Annotated in this window: 14 protein-coding genes; 6 read left to right on the top strand and 8 right to left on the bottom strand. The window is 50.8% G+C overall.

The genetic code is table 11. From position 1 onward, the window contains the following. Nucleotides 1-4 precede the first annotated feature (4 nt). From tmk to cysE, 4 genes are read left to right on the top strand one after another with little or no spacing between them, the layout of a single operon-like run. Complete coding sequence (tmk, locus tag QUD54_RS02525; RefSeq protein WP_286337389.1) at nt 5-583, top strand: dTMP kinase; 579 nt, start codon at nt 5-7, stop codon at nt 581-583. A 6-nt stretch (nt 584-589) separates the two neighbouring features. Then, nucleotides 590-1,804 carry a histidine--tRNA ligase gene (gene hisS / locus QUD54_RS02530; RefSeq protein WP_286337390.1) on the top strand — a complete coding sequence of 405 codons (1,215 nt, stop codon included), beginning with the start codon at nt 590-592 and terminating at the stop codon, nt 1,802-1,804. After that, nucleotides 1,782-3,656: a biosynthetic arginine decarboxylase gene (gene speA, locus QUD54_RS02535; protein ID WP_286337391.1), complete on the top strand. Its 1,875-nt coding sequence runs from the start codon at nt 1,782-1,784 to the stop codon at nt 3,654-3,656. The genes hisS and speA overlap by 23 nt, the downstream gene beginning before the upstream one ends. Continuing rightward, entirely contained in the window at nt 3,653-4,363 is a 711-nt protein-coding gene (gene cysE / locus QUD54_RS02540) for a serine O-acetyltransferase (protein WP_406600582.1), read from the top strand. The genes speA and cysE overlap by 4 nt, the downstream gene beginning before the upstream one ends. Nucleotides 4,364-4,366: 3 nt before the next feature. Here the strand turns inward: cysE and QUD54_RS02545 are convergent, their stop codons facing one another. Continuing rightward, on the bottom strand, nt 4,367-4,828 hold the full coding sequence (locus tag QUD54_RS02545) for a nucleoside deaminase (protein ID WP_286337393.1): 462 nt from the start codon (nt 4,826-4,828) through the stop codon (nt 4,367-4,369). A 57-nt stretch (nt 4,829-4,885) separates the two neighbouring features. Between QUD54_RS02545 and QUD54_RS02550 the strand changes: the two genes are divergently transcribed. After that, a complete protein-coding gene (locus QUD54_RS02550; protein ID WP_286337394.1) occupies nt 4,886-6,058 on the top strand; it encodes a pyridoxal phosphate-dependent aminotransferase in 1,173 nt (390 codons plus the stop codon). A gap of 74 nt (nt 6,059-6,132) precedes the next feature. Next, a complete protein-coding gene (locus tag QUD54_RS02555) occupies nt 6,133-7,380 on the top strand; it encodes an EAL and HDOD domain-containing protein (RefSeq protein WP_286337395.1) in 1,248 nt (415 codons plus the stop codon). Between the two features lie 58 nt (nt 7,381-7,438). Here the strand turns inward: QUD54_RS02555 and metE are convergent, their stop codons facing one another. The 7 genes from metE to QUD54_RS02590 all read right to left on the bottom strand — a co-directional run bounded on the left by metE (nt 7,439) and on the right by QUD54_RS02590 (nt 15,476). Continuing rightward, the gene (metE, locus tag QUD54_RS02560; RefSeq protein WP_286337396.1) at nt 7,439-9,727 is read right to left on the bottom strand and encodes a 5-methyltetrahydropteroyltriglutamate--homocysteine S-methyltransferase; all 2,289 of its coding nucleotides are present in this window, start codon (nt 9,725-9,727) and stop codon (nt 7,439-7,441) included. Between the two features lie 65 nt (nt 9,728-9,792). Then, entirely contained in the window at nt 9,793-10,152 is a 360-nt protein-coding gene (locus tag QUD54_RS02565; protein WP_286337397.1) for a hypothetical protein, read from the bottom strand. After that, nucleotides 10,152-12,047, bottom strand: a complete 1,896-nt coding sequence (locus QUD54_RS02570) for a TonB-dependent receptor plug domain-containing protein (protein ID WP_286337398.1) — start codon at nt 12,045-12,047, stop codon at nt 10,152-10,154. The genes QUD54_RS02565 and QUD54_RS02570 overlap by 1 nt, the downstream gene beginning before the upstream one ends. 48 nt (nt 12,048-12,095) lie before the next feature. After that, nucleotides 12,096-12,323, bottom strand: coding sequence for a hypothetical protein (locus QUD54_RS02575; RefSeq protein WP_286337399.1), 228 nt, complete (start codon nt 12,321-12,323; stop codon nt 12,096-12,098). A 32-nt stretch (nt 12,324-12,355) separates the two neighbouring features. Then, the gene (gene lpxD / locus QUD54_RS02580; protein WP_286337400.1) at nt 12,356-13,312 is read right to left on the bottom strand and encodes a UDP-3-O-(3-hydroxymyristoyl)glucosamine N-acyltransferase; all 957 of its coding nucleotides are present in this window, start codon (nt 13,310-13,312) and stop codon (nt 12,356-12,358) included. Next, the gene (gene ilvN, locus QUD54_RS02585) at nt 13,309-13,785 is read right to left on the bottom strand and encodes an acetolactate synthase small subunit (RefSeq protein ID WP_406600568.1); all 477 of its coding nucleotides are present in this window, start codon (nt 13,783-13,785) and stop codon (nt 13,309-13,311) included. The genes lpxD and ilvN overlap by 4 nt, the downstream gene beginning before the upstream one ends. Beyond that, nucleotides 13,785-15,476, bottom strand: a complete 1,692-nt coding sequence (locus QUD54_RS02590; RefSeq protein ID WP_286337401.1) for an acetolactate synthase large subunit — start codon at nt 15,474-15,476, stop codon at nt 13,785-13,787. Before QUD54_RS02590 ends, ilvN begins: the two co-directional genes overlap by 1 nt. Nucleotides 15,477-15,500: the final 24 nt, after the last annotated feature.

Here is a 15,500-nt window from a genome sequence, read left to right on the forward strand (position 1 = left end):
TTCCATGTATATAGCCTTCGAGGGAATCGACACCGTCGGGAAAAGCACCCAGATCGAACGTCTTGCGAAACACTTTCCCGACGTGCTCGTCACCAGAGAACCAGGTGGAACCGAACTCGGGAAAAAGATCCGGACGATTCTGCTGGAAGAGGGAAACATCTCGGCCAGGAGCGAAATCCTTCTCTTCCTCGCCGACAGGGCCGAACATACCGAAACGCTCATCCGTCCCAATCTTGAGCGAATGATCTTCAGCGACCGATCGTTTCTTTCCGGTATCGCCTACGCCCATGTCCACGAGGGAGTCGCCGTCGACATCCTTCTGCAGCTCAACCGGTTCGCCACCGACAACCTCTTTCCGGACCGCATCATCCTCTTCACGATCGATGAAGGGAGCCTCCGGAGCCGCCTCGGCGGCAAAACGGGCGATGCCATCGAAATGCGTGGAATCCGCTACATGATGGAGGTACAAAAAACGATGGAAGAGCTCGTCGACCTTCTCGGTATCGAGTATATTCTCGTCGACGCCACGGCCCCTGTGGACACCATCACCCGACAACTTATCGACTATATCAATCAAGGATAGCCAGACATGATTCAAGCGCTTCGCGGAATGAAAGATATCTTACCTTCGGATAATGAACGGTTCATTTACATTATCGAAACGGCGAGCCGTATCGCCAAGCGGTATGGATACGACTACATCGAGACGCCGCTGTTGGAAGAGACGTCGCTTTTCAAAAGAAGCGTCGGTGAGAGCAGCGACATCGTCGGAAAAGAGATGTACCAGTTCATCGACAAAGGCGGGCATGACGTCTGCTTGCGCCCAGAAGGGACGGCCGGCGTCGTCCGCGCCTTCATCCAGAACAAACTGGACAAAAAAGGGGGCATCCACCGTTTCTACTACCACGGCCCGATGTTCCGCTACGAACGGCCCCAAAAAGGGAGACTGCGAGAATTTCACCAGTTCGGCTGCGAAAGTTTCGGCGAACCGAGTGTCTTTGAGGATTTCACGATGATCTTGATGATCAAAGATATCTTCGACACTCTCGGCATCGGTTATACGATCAAGATCAACTCCCTCGGCTGCCCCGAGTGTATGCCGGGCTACAGGGAAAAACTGATCGAACATCTACACGATATCCGAGACGGTCTGTGCGAAGACTGCCAGCGGCGAATCGAGACCAATCCGATCCGTGTGCTCGACTGCAAAGTCGACAGCTGCCAGGCCCTTTTGAAAGTGTCGCCGGTCATCGTAGAGAACCTCTGCGAATCGTGCGACAGCGACTTCAACACGCTGATCGGGCTGATGAAATCGCACAAACTCCCCTTCGAGCTCGACCCCAAACTGGTCCGCGGACTCGACTACTATACGCGAACCGCATTCGAGTTTGTCAGCAGCGAAATCGGTGCACAGAGCGCCATCGCCGGCGGCGGCCGCTATAATCGTCTCGTCGAATTCCTGGGTGGCAAGCCGACACCGGCCGTCGGCTTCGCACTGGGAATCGAGCGCATCATGGAGCTCGTCGAAATGCCGGAAAAAGGTCGCCAAGGCCTCTATCTCGGCTTCATGGAACCCGAAGCGATCGGAACCATCCTCGAACTGGCACACAGAAAACGCCAAAGCGAAACGGTCCATACCGAGTACGGCAAAAAGTCGCTTAAAGCGCATCTCAAAGCTGCCGATAGACTTGGTGCGAAACGGATTGGCATCATCGGAGAGGATGAAATGAAAGCGGGTGAAATATGGATCAAAGACCTCGAAACGAAAGAGGAGAAACGTATTGCCATCGACCAATTTGACTGATCCCAGACGCAGCTACGGCATCCACCTATGGGGTGAAGAGAATTTCATCGTCGAAGAGGGTGTGATCAAGGTGAACCATGGCCGAAAACCCTCTTTGGTCGAGCTGACCAGAACGATGCGCGAAGAGGGATACAAAGGTCCTCTCTTTTTCCGGTTCCCCCACCTTGCCGCCCAGAATGTACGAATGCTCTTCGACCATTTCGAGCGGGCCAAGCGCGAGTTCGCCTACCAAGGAAAATTCAAAGCGGTGTTTCCACTGAAGGTCAACCAGTTTCCGGGATTTGTCATACCGCTGATGGAGGCAACTTCGGATCTTGAGTACGGTCTCGAAGCAGGCAGCAAGGCCGAGCTGATTCTCGCGATGACCTACACCAATCTCGGAAAACCGATCACCGTCAACGGCTTCAAGGACCGGGAGATGATCAGTATAGGTTTTCTCGCCGCCAAGATGGGCCATAACATCACCCTTACGATCGAAGGAATCAACGAGCTCGAACTGATTATCAAAGAGGCCAAACGGCTTGGATCTCCAATGCCGAAAATCGGCCTTCGTATCCGACTCCATACGGGAGGTATCGGCATCTGGGCCAAAAGTGGCGGATACGGCTCTAAATTCGGCCTCACCTCCACCGAACTGCTCGAAGCGATGGAGTTGCTCAAAAAGCACGGGCTGACCGAACGTCTCTCGATGATCCATTTCCATATCGGATCACAGATGAATCATATCTCTCCGCTTAAAAAAGCGATTCGCGAGGCGGGCAACATCTATGCGGAACTCAGAAAGATGGGAGCGGACAATCTCCATGCCATCAATATCGGTGGAGGGCTTGCCGTCGAGTACAGCCAACAGGAGGGGCGGTCATCCAGAAACTATACCATCGAAGAGTTCACCAACGACGTCGTCTTTCTACTCAAAGAGATCGCCGATGCCAAAGGGGTACGGGAACCGACAATCTTTACCGAATCGGGACGCTACGTCGCCGCCAATCATGCCGTACTCGTCGCTCCGGTACTGGAACTCTTCAGCCAGGAGTACAGTGAGAAAACGCTGCATCTGAAAGAGAAGAACCCCCCTTTGGTCCAGGAGCTTTACGACCTCTACCGCTCCATTTCGACGAAAAACGCACGGGAGTATCTCCATGACGCACTCGACCATATGGAATCTCTGCTCACGCTATTCGATCTGGGCTACATCGACCTGACCGATCGTGCCAACACCGAGACACTTGTCCACCTCATCATCAAAAAGGCGCTGGGGCTTTTGCGCAGCAAACCCTCCCAGGAGATCAAAGCGATCCTCGACCGGGTGCAGGAGCGCTACCTCGTCAACTTCTCGCTCTTCCAGTCGCTTCCTGACTACTGGGGGCTCGGTCAGAACTTCCCCGTCATGCCTCTCGACCGGCTCGACCAGGCACCGACACGCTCCGCCAGTCTTTGGGACATCACCTGCGACAGTGACGGCGAGATCGCTTTCAATATCGACAATCCCCTCTACCTCCATGACGTCGATGTCGAAACAGAGGAGTATTTTCTCGGCTTTTTCAAAGTGGGCGCTTACCAGGAAATTCTCGGTATGCGCCATAACCTCTTCACCCACCCGACCGAAGCGACGATCATTTTCGATGCGGAAGGCGACTATACGATCGAAAATATCATCGAAGCGCAGAATATTCTCGATGTGCTTGACGATATCGACTATGATACCCGGGAGATAGAGCGTCGTATCCGTCAGATGATTGAAGAGGCGGAAGCACTCGATGACGATGAACGAAAAGAGATACTTGGAGAACTTTACCTATACTTAAGTGAAAATGGTTATCTTAGAACCATCAACTTTTCGGAAGGAGCATAACGGTGCCTTCTCTCTTTCGACTCATCATCGAAGATATCAACAGCGTCTACCAGCGTGATCCGGCAATACACTCCCGTGTCGAGATTATGTTCAACTATCCGGGTGTTTGGGCGATCGCGAATTACCGCATCGCAAACTGGTTGCACAAAAAAGGAATGCGCCTGATCGCACGGATCTGGATGGGAATCTCCCAGCTCTTTACCAATATCGACATCCACCCGGCCGCGACGATCGGAAGGCGCGTCTTTATCGACCACGGTATCGGTGTCGTGGTCGGTGAAACGACGATTGTCGGTGACGATGTCACGATCTATCAGGGTGTCACGCTCGGTGGTGTTTCACTTGATCCCGGGAAACGCCATCCGACGATCGAAAGTGGTGTCGTAATCGGTGCGGGCGCCAAAGTTCTCGGGAACATCACAATCGGTTACAACAGTAAAATCGGTGCCAACTCGGTCGTCGTCAAATCTGTTCCACCCGAATCGACCGCCATCGGCATTCCCGCCCGAGTCGTAACCAAAGGACGTGATAAAAGTCCGCTCAGCCACAACAAACTGCCCGATATCGACAAGGAACTCTTCGAATATCTCCTCAAACGTGTCGCCGTTATCGAACATATTCTCGCTCCCGAACACAAAGAACTTCTCGAAGAGGATAAAAAACTCGACGAAATCTACGAAGCTTTTTTGAAATCGATGAAACAATAGCTTCTAATAGAGCACTTTATCTGGGTTCTCGTACCATCGCTTGAAAAGCCTTTGACACGTCGCATCAGGACGATGTTCAAAAAGCACCGGATCGCTTCGTTTGCCGAGTATAATCTCGGTAATGAACGCATCGTCAAACCCGATCGCCGCCGCGTCCGCTTTCGTATTGCAATAGACCACCTTTTCGATATGAGCCCAATGGATTGCAGCAAAACACATGGGACACGGCTCACCCGTAACGAAAAGCACACACCCTTCGAGATGGAAAGCGTTCAATATTCGTGACGCCCGGCGAATGGCAATGATCTCCGCATGTGCCGTCGGATCGTTGGTTTTGACCACTTCGTTATGGCCTTTTGCCACCACCTCGCCATCTTTTACAATGACGGCACCGAACGGCCCGCCCTCACCCGCTTCGATCCCTCTTTTGGCCTCTTCGATCGCCATTTTCATAAATTTATCCATCACTTATTATAGCAATTAAACCAAAATTGGATAAAATGAAAAGAAAAAAGGTAATGCATGCTCTCTGACAGAATACAAGTCCTCTCCGAATCTTTGACGATGGCGATAACGGCATTGGCCCAGCAGCTTAAACGCGAAGGGAAAGATGTCTTGGGATTTTCTGCCGGTGAACCCGATTTCGATACTCCACAGGTTATCAAGGATGCGGCAATCAAAGCGATCGAGGAGGGCTTTACAAAATATACCGCCGTCGACGGTATCCCCGAACTCAAAGAGGCGATCATAGAAAAACTGAAACGTGACAACGGCCTCGAGTATGGTATGGACCAGGTCATCGCGAGCAATGGAGCGAAGCAATCGCTCTTCAACCTTTTCCAAGCGACGATCAACCCGGGAGACGAGGTGATCATTCCCGCCCCTTACTGGGTCACCTATCCGGAACTCGTCAAATACAGTGGCGGAATTCCTGTCGTTATCGAAACGAGTGACGAAACCGCATTCAAAATCACTCCCAAGCAGCTCAAAACGGCGATCACACCCAAAACGAAGATGCTGATCCTCACATCTCCGTCGAACCCGACCGGTGCCGTCTACACCAAAGAGGAGCTGGAATCGATTGCCGAAGTACTCAAAGGGACCGATATCCTGGTCGCCAGTGACGAAATGTACGAAAAACTTGTCTACGGCGATACGAAATTCGTCGCCACCGCGTCGATCAGCGACGACATGTTCAACCGTACGGTGACCATCAACGGACTGAGTAAATCGGTCGCGATGACAGGATGGCGTTTCGGCTACTGCGCCGCTGCGGACAAAACGCTTGTCAAAGCGATGAAAAAACTCCAGAGCCAAAGTACATCCAATATCAATTCTATCACCCAGATCGCTGCCATCAAAGGACTTGACGGAAGTGCCGATGCCGATATCGAGATGATGAGACAGGCGTTCGAGGCACGTTGTGAAGAAGCAACACGGCTCTTCAACGCGATCGAAGGCCTCTCCGTCGTCCAACCGAAAGGGGCTTTCTATCTTTTCGTCAATCACAAAGCGGTCGAACCGGACTCCATGAAATTTGCAAAAGCGATGTTGGAAAATGCGGGCATCGCCGTCGTACCAGGAGCGGGTTTCGGCAGTGAAGGCTATTTCCGCTTCAGTTTCGCAACCGATATCGAAACGATCCGGAAAGGAATCGACCGTATCAAAGCGTTTGTGGAATCATACGAAAGTTGATGCCAAAGAACGGAACAGGAAGGGCTCTTCCCTGCCTGAACCGGGTATATGTGTAACAACAAAAGAGAGAAAAAATGGATTCATTCTATATAGCGAGACAACCGGTCATAGACCGTAAAAACAGAATTTTTGCCTATGAAATTCTGTTTCGCGGCAACAGACCGGAAGATGATGTAGACCAGGGAACCGTGATGAGCGCGACCACCATCAACAACCTGATCAATGTGATCGGTGTCGAAAACGTCATCGGACTCAATTACGGCATCATCAAAATAACACCACTCTTTTTGGAAAGAACGCTGATAGAGGCACTTCCAAAAGAGCATCTCATTTTTGCCGTTTTCGAAGAAGACCTTCGCGACCCCGCTTTTTTGGAAAGTCTGAAAAAATATAAAAAGCTCGGATACACGTTCGCTCTCAATGATCTGCACAATCCCCAGACGCTGGAAGAACCTTATCTTCTGGAACTTTTCTCCTATATCAAACTCGACCATGAAGCACTCGATGAAGATCGCATCAAAACGATTATCGGAAATGCGCACAAACATGGTATCAAAACGATATGCTCAAAAATCGGAACACGAAAAGATCAACAGAAACTGGCGTCGTTCGGTAGTGACTATTTTCAGGGATTCTTTTTCAGCGAACCCGAAATCATGGAGGAGTATCCTATCCGTGCAGAGACCGGTTCCATCCTGCTGCTTTGGAACCTTATCCGCAACGATGCTTCAACCGACGAACTCGTCGAAGCGTTCGAGCGCGAGCACACGATTACACTGCAGCTTTTGCGATTCATCAACTCACCCTTCTTTTCTCTTCGACAGACCGTTACCTCCGTCAGACATCTCATAACGCTGCTTGGACGCAACCAGCTCTCCCAGTGGCTGCTTGTCATGCTCTTCGCCAAAGAGAGCCAGAAAGAGAACGGCAACCACCCGCTAGTCCTGATGGTGATCAACCGTACCGAACTCATGACAGGCCTCCTGAAACTCATTCATCCAGATGCCGAAAAATCAAAACTGGAGACTGCCTATCTCGTGGGAATGCTCTCCTTGATCCACCTCATCTTCCATCGGCCGCCACGTGAAATCCTTCACCATCTGCATGTCTCCAAGGAGATCGAAGAGGCACTCTTCGAAGGCAAAAACGTTTATGGAGAACTCCTCAATATGGTACGTGTCATCGAAAACAACGATATTACGAAATTGGACAGACTCGTCAAAAAACACAATCTCTCACCCAAAGCGATCAACCAGCTTTCCATCGAAGCGATGAAAAAGGTCAACGCTTTCGACGAAGCGCTGAGAACGATGACGAAGTAGAGAAATTCTCTCTCCATCATGCACGCGGACAAACCGCGCGCAACGTGCTGCTCTTTCTTTAAATCGATGTACGCACATTTCTGGTCGCCGTGACCATATTTTGCAGGCTTGGTTTTACCTCTTCCCAGCGGCGTGTTTTCAAACCGCAGTCAGGATTGATCCAGAGCTGTCGGGCGGGAAGCACTTCGAGCAGTGAGTGAATCTGCTTCTCGATCTCTTCAACACTTGGAACACGCGGTGAATGGATGTCATAAACACCTGGCCCTACCTCTTTCTTGTAGCCGTGCTCTTTGAAGACTTTGAGCAGGATGTTGCCGCTTCGTGCCGTCTCGATCGAGATAACGTCGGCATCCATCGCTTCGATCGTGTCGATAATATCGTTGAAGTCGCTGTAGCACATGTGGGTATGGATCTGTGTGTCGATCTCGGCAACGTTGGTGCTGATCCAGAAGCTCTCGAGCGCGAACTTCTCATAGGCCGGGCGATTGATGTGTCGCAGCGGGTATCCCTCTTTAAATGCCGCTTCATCGACCTGGATCATCTTGATGCCCGCTTTTTGCAGGTCGTCGACTTCGTCACGAATGGCCAATGCGATCTGGTAACAGGTTTCAGCACGCGGCTGGTCGTCACGTACGAAAGACCAGTTGAGGATCGTCACCGGACCTGTCAACATCCCTTTCATCGGACGATCGGTCAGGCTCTGCGCGAAAGTGCTCCAGAACACCGTTATCGGCTCCGGGCGGCTGACATCACCGTAAATGATCGGCGGTTTGACACAGCGGCTTCCGTAGCTTTGGACCCATCCGTTTTGGCTGAACGCCACACCTTTGAGCTGTTCTCCGAAATATTCGACCATGTCGTTACGTTCGAACTCACCGTGAACCAGAATGTCGAGACCGATACTCTCCTGAAACTCGACGCACTCCTTGATAAACCCTTTCATCTTCTCAACATAGGTTGCTTCATCGATGGCGCTATTTTTAAAGTCACGGCGCACGGAACGAACTTCCGGCGTTTGAGGGAAACTTCCGATCGTCGTGGTCGCAAGCGGCGGATAGTTGAATGTTTCATGCTGCACCTTGATGCGCTCTTCATACGCCACACGCTGTTTTTTCAATTCGTCGATGGGTTTCATACGGCTTTGAACCGCTTCGTCATGGATCATTGACGAACTCTTGCGGCTGGCATTCGCTTCGCGGTTTTGCGCGAACTTCAGTGCTTCATCGCTATTCAGTGCCTCGGCACCTTCGAAGAAGAGTTTCGTAATGAGATGCAACTCATCCAATTTTTCAACACCGTATGCCAGCCAGGATTTGATCTGTGCATCCAGTTTTTCTTCGTACTTGAGCGTGTAAGGCACATGCAGAAGCGAGCAAGAGGTCGAAACGACAATCCGCTCTTTTGAAACGGTTTGAGCGATTTCATTCAAGAAAGCGACCTTCTTCTCGATATCGCTGATCCAGATGTTTCTTCCGTCAACGACACCGGCAATCAATCTCTTGCCGCTTTCAGCGATTTGATCCAGAACTTCAAAGTTGTCTGTGCCATGCACGAAATCGAGTCCAATCCCTTTGATCGGCGTCTGCAGCAGCTGCGCCACCGCCTCTTTGGCGTGGTCGAAATAGGTCACGACATAGAGTTCGAGATTGTCGGCTGCGTTCGCAAGTTTTATATAGGCATCTTTAACCAGAAGTAGAAGTTCAGTCGCTTTGTCGGTTACGAGGATCGGTTCGTCGATCTGAATCCTCATATGATCGTCAAGTTTCGCTAGCTCTTCGAAAAGTGCGGTATACGCCGGAAGAATTTCGTTATAAAGCCCGATTGCATCCAGGTCGTTACTATCGACACGTTTGGCATTTCCAAGGAACGTCAACGGTCCGATAATATTGATCTTCGGTGTGAAACCTTCCACCTTGGCTGCCTGAAATTCGGAAATGATTTTGGAGATATCGATACTGTAGTCCATACCACTGCGAAGCTCCGGTACGATGTAGTGGTAGTTGGTGTTGAACCACTTCGTCATCTCCATCGCCGTATGCTCTTTGTCACCACGGGCCATCGCAAAATAGCGTGCCGTTTTGTCACCGATATCTTTGAAACGGTCCGGTGTTAGGCCAAGCATCTCGATCATATCGAGTGTCTGGTCATAAAGAGAAAAATCGTTGATACCGATCGCTTCAATTCCGGCAACTTTTTGATAGTTCCAGTGGCGACTTTTCAGCATGTCGGAAACTTCGATCACTTCGTCGAAAGATGTTTCGCCTTTCCAATATTTTTCGAGTACTTTTTTGAGCTCTCGCTGCTCGCCGATACGCGCAAATCCTGTTACCCAGTTTTTTACAGACATAGTTATCCCTTTGATAAATTCATTCTTTTAACATTGGATTTTCCCACAGAGAAAATCCCCAATGACTAATGACCAATAACAAATGACAAAGGGTATGGAGGAGCCAGTCCCGTTTTCGTTTTGCGGCAGCGGCAAAGTCTGCGCCCAAACAGATTGCTAAGATGCAGAAGAAGCCAGGCAAGACGCCTGAAATAACAGTTGCAGTGACAGGGTTTTGAGCGGTCCTGTTTGACCGTTTCGGTGCACAAACAGGAGGATGACACTTCGGGCGGGTCGTCCTCCTGCATATCATTCAAAACGTTGTAGACTACGGCAGCGGAGACAAAGGCATTCTCTCTTGCATGCAACTTCACCGTACTGTTCAGCGCCTGAATCGCCGCAAGGGTAAAGTAGCGTCCTTTAAATCCGCGTGCCGTTCTCATCATCAATATTTCGCGCTGATACCTACATAGATAGATCGGCCGGCCGTACCGTAACCGTCAACTTCCTGGTAGAAGCGGTCGAAGAGATTGCGCACTTCGATTTCACCCGTAAAGCCCTTGGCGAAGTTGTGGCGAAGTGCAACATTCGTCACGTTGTACTTACCGGTCTGAACCGGATTGAATGCACTGTCATAGCGTTCACCGACATAATACCCATTTATATCAATAGAATGCGCATCGGTCGGATACCACGTCAATGCATAACTGAACGAATCTTTTGCACGTCGATAGAGATCGTTGCCCTCGTTGTCTTCGGCTTTGAGCAGATGGGTATATCCGAGATTGACAGAAAGCAGATCGAAAAACCCTTGCGAATAGTTCGCCTCGATTCCCTCGAATTTAGACGTGCCATCCGCGTTGAAATAGTACCCTGTGTAAGTACTATAATCGTAATAAAAGTCGATCAGATCCTCCACCGATTGGCGGAAATAACAGATTTTTATCCCTTTGTAACCGATACTCAGATCATATCCTCTACTCTTTTCGGGCTTTAGGTTTCGGTTGCCATAAAAACTGTAGAGCTGATAGAGTGACGGAGCGTTGTACCCCGTTCCATAGTTACCACTTATGTACAAATCGGTGCTTATATACTGCTTCAATCCTATTTTATATGTCAGTTTGTTGTCGAAAGCACTGTAGTTATCGTAGCGCACGGTTTCCGACAGAATGGTTTCGCTGTCGAAGAAACGGTTGTAATTGGTAGCAAAAAGGTATCGATTGTCATACTTCTTTCCAAGATCGATGCCTGCCGAATCACCTTGATGGAATTTTTGATATCCGATGCCACCTTGCACGAAGTCATCTTTCGTATAATCGAACCGATCGCTCAGTCCAAACTCTTTCGTATGCCCGCTATAACCACCATACTGACTGCGGTTGAATGTCGAAACATTGTAAAATATCCTAGCCTTGTTTCGCTCGTCCGTGCGTTGGTAATTGATATTGAAATAGCGGTTTTTTATGTCGTTGACATACGATGTGGGCCCGTATCCGAAGGGATCGTCCAGATCTTCCGCATCCACACCGCCGGCTGCATCGAAATGGACCGTCGCATTCAAAATCGTCGCCGATGCTTCGAGGCGGTCGTGTGACGAAAGATCGTAACCCGTTTTCAGGCTGTACGTCGTATTTTTGTAAGGATCCTCTTCCCAACCCAAGTCATCTCCGCGCTTTCCATAATCGGGAGAACTTCTGCCCGGTTCTGCAGCGGAAAAACCGTCCGTATCAAAATGGTCGAGTGAAAAGAAAAAATCAAATGCCCCGATTTTGTTTCCAAATGCAAGACTCAGCTGTTTGGTATTGTACGCACCACCCTTCAAGGCGAATGAAATCGTCTTTTTCTTGGGATATTTGGTGATGATATTGATCACACCCGCACTGGCATCCGCACCCCATATACCGCTTTGGGATCCCTTGATCACTTCGATACGTTCGACATTGTCGAGAAGATAGTGTTCAAACTGCGCACCATTGAGTCCGGTGACATCGTTGGCGCGTATGCCATCGATCAAAACGAGCGTGTTGTTGGAGTTCATTCCTCGAAGATAAAGGGAAGTGGGTTGGCCAAAGCCGCCGTTGGAAGTGAAAGAGATCCCAGGAACCGATGCGAGCGCATCTTTGAGCGTTTGATAGCCACGCTCCTGAATTTCGTCTGCGGTAATGACCGTTACATCTTCGGTAACGTCATCTTCCTCTTGTTCCGTATTCGCGGCAGATACGATAATTTTCTCAAGCTGAATCGCCTGGGTATTTTGCGCATGCAGGTGTACGCAACTGACTGTCGCGGCGATGGCAGCAAGAGAAAAGTATCTGCCTTTGAAACCTTTGGCAAATTTCATTGCGGTCCTTTTGATGATTTTAAAACCGCAATTGTACCAAAAGTGCGGTTAGAACTCTTTTTTGGCTTCCTGAAGCGCTTCGATCACTTCATCGAGATTGTCGAGAGGAATGTGAACCTTCCAGTCCGGCTCTTCACTCGTTTTCGAAAGCCAAATTCCGAGACTGATGACCGGCGAACTCTTTTCGCCATACGGCTCTTTGACTGTCGCGACCGTTATTGCACCGTCTTTTGTACTCGCCAGCGGAATCTCTTTGATTAGTCTTGCTTCTTTCACCCTCTTCTCCTTGGATTTGATGATTTATTGTATCACGTTTTTTTTTCGAGAAGTCTTGAAAGCGTGGCATTGAGTTTGAGCCACTTTTTATGCTCCATCAGAGGGAAACCGGCATAGACTTTTCCGCCGGCTATCGACTTGGTCACACCCCCTCTTGCGGCGATCGTGGCAAAGGGGCCGATCTCCAGATGGCCCGCTGTACCGCTTTGACCTCCCATCACGACGTTCCGTCCCAGCTTCGTCGAACCGGAAAGTCCTACCTGGCCCGTAATGAGACAATATTCGCCGATTTCGCAGTTGTGCGCTACATGCACAAGGTTGTCGATCTTCGTACCCTCTTTGATCAAGGTCGATTCGAGCGCCCCCCTGTCGATGGCACAGTTGGCACCGATTTCCACATCGTCTTCGATCACGACATTGCCGAGCTGATAGAGTTTGACATGTTTGCCCGCTTTGGTGTGGGCGAAGCCGTATCCGTCGCTTCCTATGACGGTTCCGGCATGAACGATACATCGCTTTCCGATTTTGCACTGATGATAGATCGTCACATTGGGATAGATCAGCGTATCGTCACCGATTTCCACATCGTCACCGACATAGGCACCAGGCATGATCGTCACACGGTCGCCGATAACGACATCTTTTCCGAATGCCACATTTTCCCCGATGATGCACGCTTCTCCGATTTTCGGCTCGGCACCCTCCTCTTTCATCGGCTTCGGCGCAAAAAAACGGCTCGCCATCGCCAACTTGAGATAGGGTTCTTCATCGATCAGTGCAATGGTGCCTTCCGGTACTTTCGAAGCATGCTTGGAAGAGATCAGGACGGCTGCTGCATTGGTGGTTGCAAGGTCTTTGAGATACTTTGGGTTGTCGAGAAAGCTGATCTGCGAGGGCGTCGCACCGCTTAACGTTCCGATACCGGAAATTTCACGATCCTCACCCGAAAACTCTATTTCGAGTTCACGGGCAAGCTCGCTCAGTCTCATTCACGCTCCATCGCAACGACGCCGCCTCTGACGATCTCTACGGGATGAAACCGCTGCGCCGCTTCGATAAAGTGTTTGACACGCTTGGGTTCGTCGGCGATCATCGTGATGATGTGCTGGCTGCTGACATTCACGATGCCGCCGTTATAGGCTTCGCAAAGCGCCTGAATGTTTGCCAGCGACTCGTTGATCGGAAACTTCATCAGCACCATCTCTTTTTCGACCATCTCTTCGTGCTCGATCACTTTGAAGGTGGGAATCAGCTTGTGAAGCTGCTTGATAATCTGTTCGATGACCCGGACATTCCCCTTCGTCTCGATCGTCAGCCGCGACATATTGCTGTCGGGAATCGGCGCGACGGTCAACGCTTCGATGTTGTAGCCGCGGGCGGCGAAAAGACCTGTGATGCGGGCGAGGACACTGTGCTCGTTTTGAACGATTACGGAAATTACTCTTCTTTCGACTTTCATCATCAATCCTTATATTCCAGCATCATATTGTAAAGCGTTCCGCCGCTCGGAACCATCGGAAGTACGTTTTCGTCACGATCGACGATAACATCGATCATCGCTACGACGCCTTTGTCTACCGCATCTTTCAACGCCTCGTCGAACTCCTCTTTCGTTTCGACGCGGTAGCCGATACCGCCGCAAGCTTCGGCCAGACGGACGAAGTCGGGCTGGAAACTGAGATCGGTCTCGGCATAACGCTTGTCGTAGAAGAAAGTTTGCCACTGGCGCACCATCCCCAGATAGTGGTTGTTCAGGATAATGTTGATGACCGGCAGACGGCTCTCAACCGCCGTGACAAGCTCCTGGATATTCATCAAAATCGAGCCGTCGCCCGTGAAATTGACACTGATCATATCGGGTCGTGCACGCTTGACACCCATCGCCGCCGGAAAACCGAATCCCATCGTTCCCAGCCCTCCGCTCGTGATGAACTGGCGAGGGAAACTAAAAGGATAGAACTGTGCCGTCCACATCTGATGCTGGCCGACATCGGTAGAGATGACCGCTTTGTCGCCAAGAAGCTGCCCAACACGCTCGATCACCCACTGTGGTTTCAGTACCTTGTCGCTGTCTTCATAGGTCAACGGATGAATCTCGTTGTAACGCTTCAAAATCTCCCGCCACGCCTGATACTTGTCCGGATCGACGCACTCTTTGACCTTTGGAATCATCACGTCGAGTACCTCTTTGAGGTCGCCGACGATCGGGTAGTCGACATCGACAAGCTTGCCGATACTGCTCGGGTCGATATCGACATGGATAATCTTCGCATGCTTCCCGAACTCGCTCAGCTTACCGGTAACACGGTCGTCAAAACGCGGCCCGAGGGCGATCATCAGGTCCGCTTCGCTCATCGCCATATTGGCCTGGTAACTGCCGTGCATCCCGACCATACCCAGCAGAAGCGGATCGTCATGATCCAAAACGCCGCGTGCCATCAGGGTTTCGACAGCCGGAATCTGCGTCGCCGCGACAAACTCTCGCACCAGGTCGGCACTGCCGGAGTGAATGATGCCGCCACCCAGATAGAAGACCGGGCGCTTGGCATTGCAGATCGCTTCCGCCGCCTTTTTGATCTGTCGGACATTGCCTTTGGTTGTCGGTTTGTAGGTCGGTATCTCGACATGGGTCGGATACTCGAACTTCGCCAGTTCCGCCGTGACATCTTTGGGAATATCGACATGAACCGGTCCCGGACGTCCGCTGTTGGCGAGATAGAACGCCTCTTTCAGAATGTGTGGAAGCTCCTTGGCGCTTCGTACGAGATAGTTGTGTTTCGTACAAGAGCGGCTGATACCCGTCGCATCGATCTCCTGAAACGCATCGGTTCCGATCAGCGTGATCGGGACCTGACCGCTGATGACGACAAGGGGAATGGAATCCATATAGGCCGTTGCGAGGCCCGTCACCGCATTGGTGAACCCGGGGCCGCTGGTGACGAATGCCACACCGACCTTGCCGGTTGCCCTGGCGTAGCCTTCCGCTGCATGGACTGCCGCCTGCTCATGGCGTGTCAATATGTGTTTGAAGTCGTTTTGTTTGTAGAGTTCGTCGTAGACGTTCATGATGGCGCCGCCGGGGTAGCCGAATACCGTATCGACCCCCTCAAGCTTCATCGCTTCGATCACCATCTGTGCACCGGTCATCTCCATGGCCGTATCTCCTAAGCTTAGAAA

This window comes from Hydrogenimonas cancrithermarum (assembly GCF_030296055.1).
Lineage (GTDB): Bacteria > Campylobacterota > Campylobacteria > Campylobacterales > Hydrogenimonadaceae > Hydrogenimonas > Hydrogenimonas cancrithermarum.

Excerpts from the sequence above, each read along its gene's own strand:
- tmk (WP_286337389.1), top strand. The coding sequence starts at position 5 with ATGTATATAGCCTTCGAGGGAATCGACACCGTCGGGAAAAGCACCCAG.
- hisS (WP_286337390.1), top strand. The coding sequence starts at position 590 with ATGATTCAAGCGCTTCGCGGAATGAAAGATATCTTACCTTCGGATAAT.
- QUD54_RS02545 (WP_286337393.1), bottom strand. The coding sequence starts at position 4,828 with ATGGATAAATTTATGAAAATGGCGATCGAAGAGGCCAAAAGAGGGATC.
- QUD54_RS02550 (WP_286337394.1), top strand. The coding sequence starts at position 4,886 with ATGCTCTCTGACAGAATACAAGTCCTCTCCGAATCTTTGACGATGGCG.
- QUD54_RS02555 (WP_286337395.1), top strand. The coding sequence starts at position 6,133 with ATGGATTCATTCTATATAGCGAGACAACCGGTCATAGACCGTAAAAAC.
- metE (WP_286337396.1), bottom strand. The coding sequence starts at position 9,727 with ATGTCTGTAAAAAACTGGGTAACAGGATTTGCGCGTATCGGCGAGCAG.
- QUD54_RS02565 (WP_286337397.1), bottom strand. The coding sequence starts at position 10,152 with ATGATGAGAACGGCACGCGGATTTAAAGGACGCTACTTTACCCTTGCG.
- QUD54_RS02570 (WP_286337398.1), bottom strand. The coding sequence starts at position 12,047 with ATGAAATTTGCCAAAGGTTTCAAAGGCAGATACTTTTCTCTTGCTGCC.
- lpxD (WP_286337400.1), bottom strand. The coding sequence starts at position 13,312 with ATGAGACTGAGCGAGCTTGCCCGTGAACTCGAAATAGAGTTTTCGGGT.
- ilvN (WP_406600568.1), bottom strand. The coding sequence starts at position 13,785 with ATGATGAAAGTCGAAAGAAGAGTAATTTCCGTAATCGTTCAAAACGAG.
- QUD54_RS02590 (WP_286337401.1), bottom strand. The coding sequence starts at position 15,476 with ATGGAGATGACCGGTGCACAGATGGTGATCGAAGCGATGAAGCTTGAG.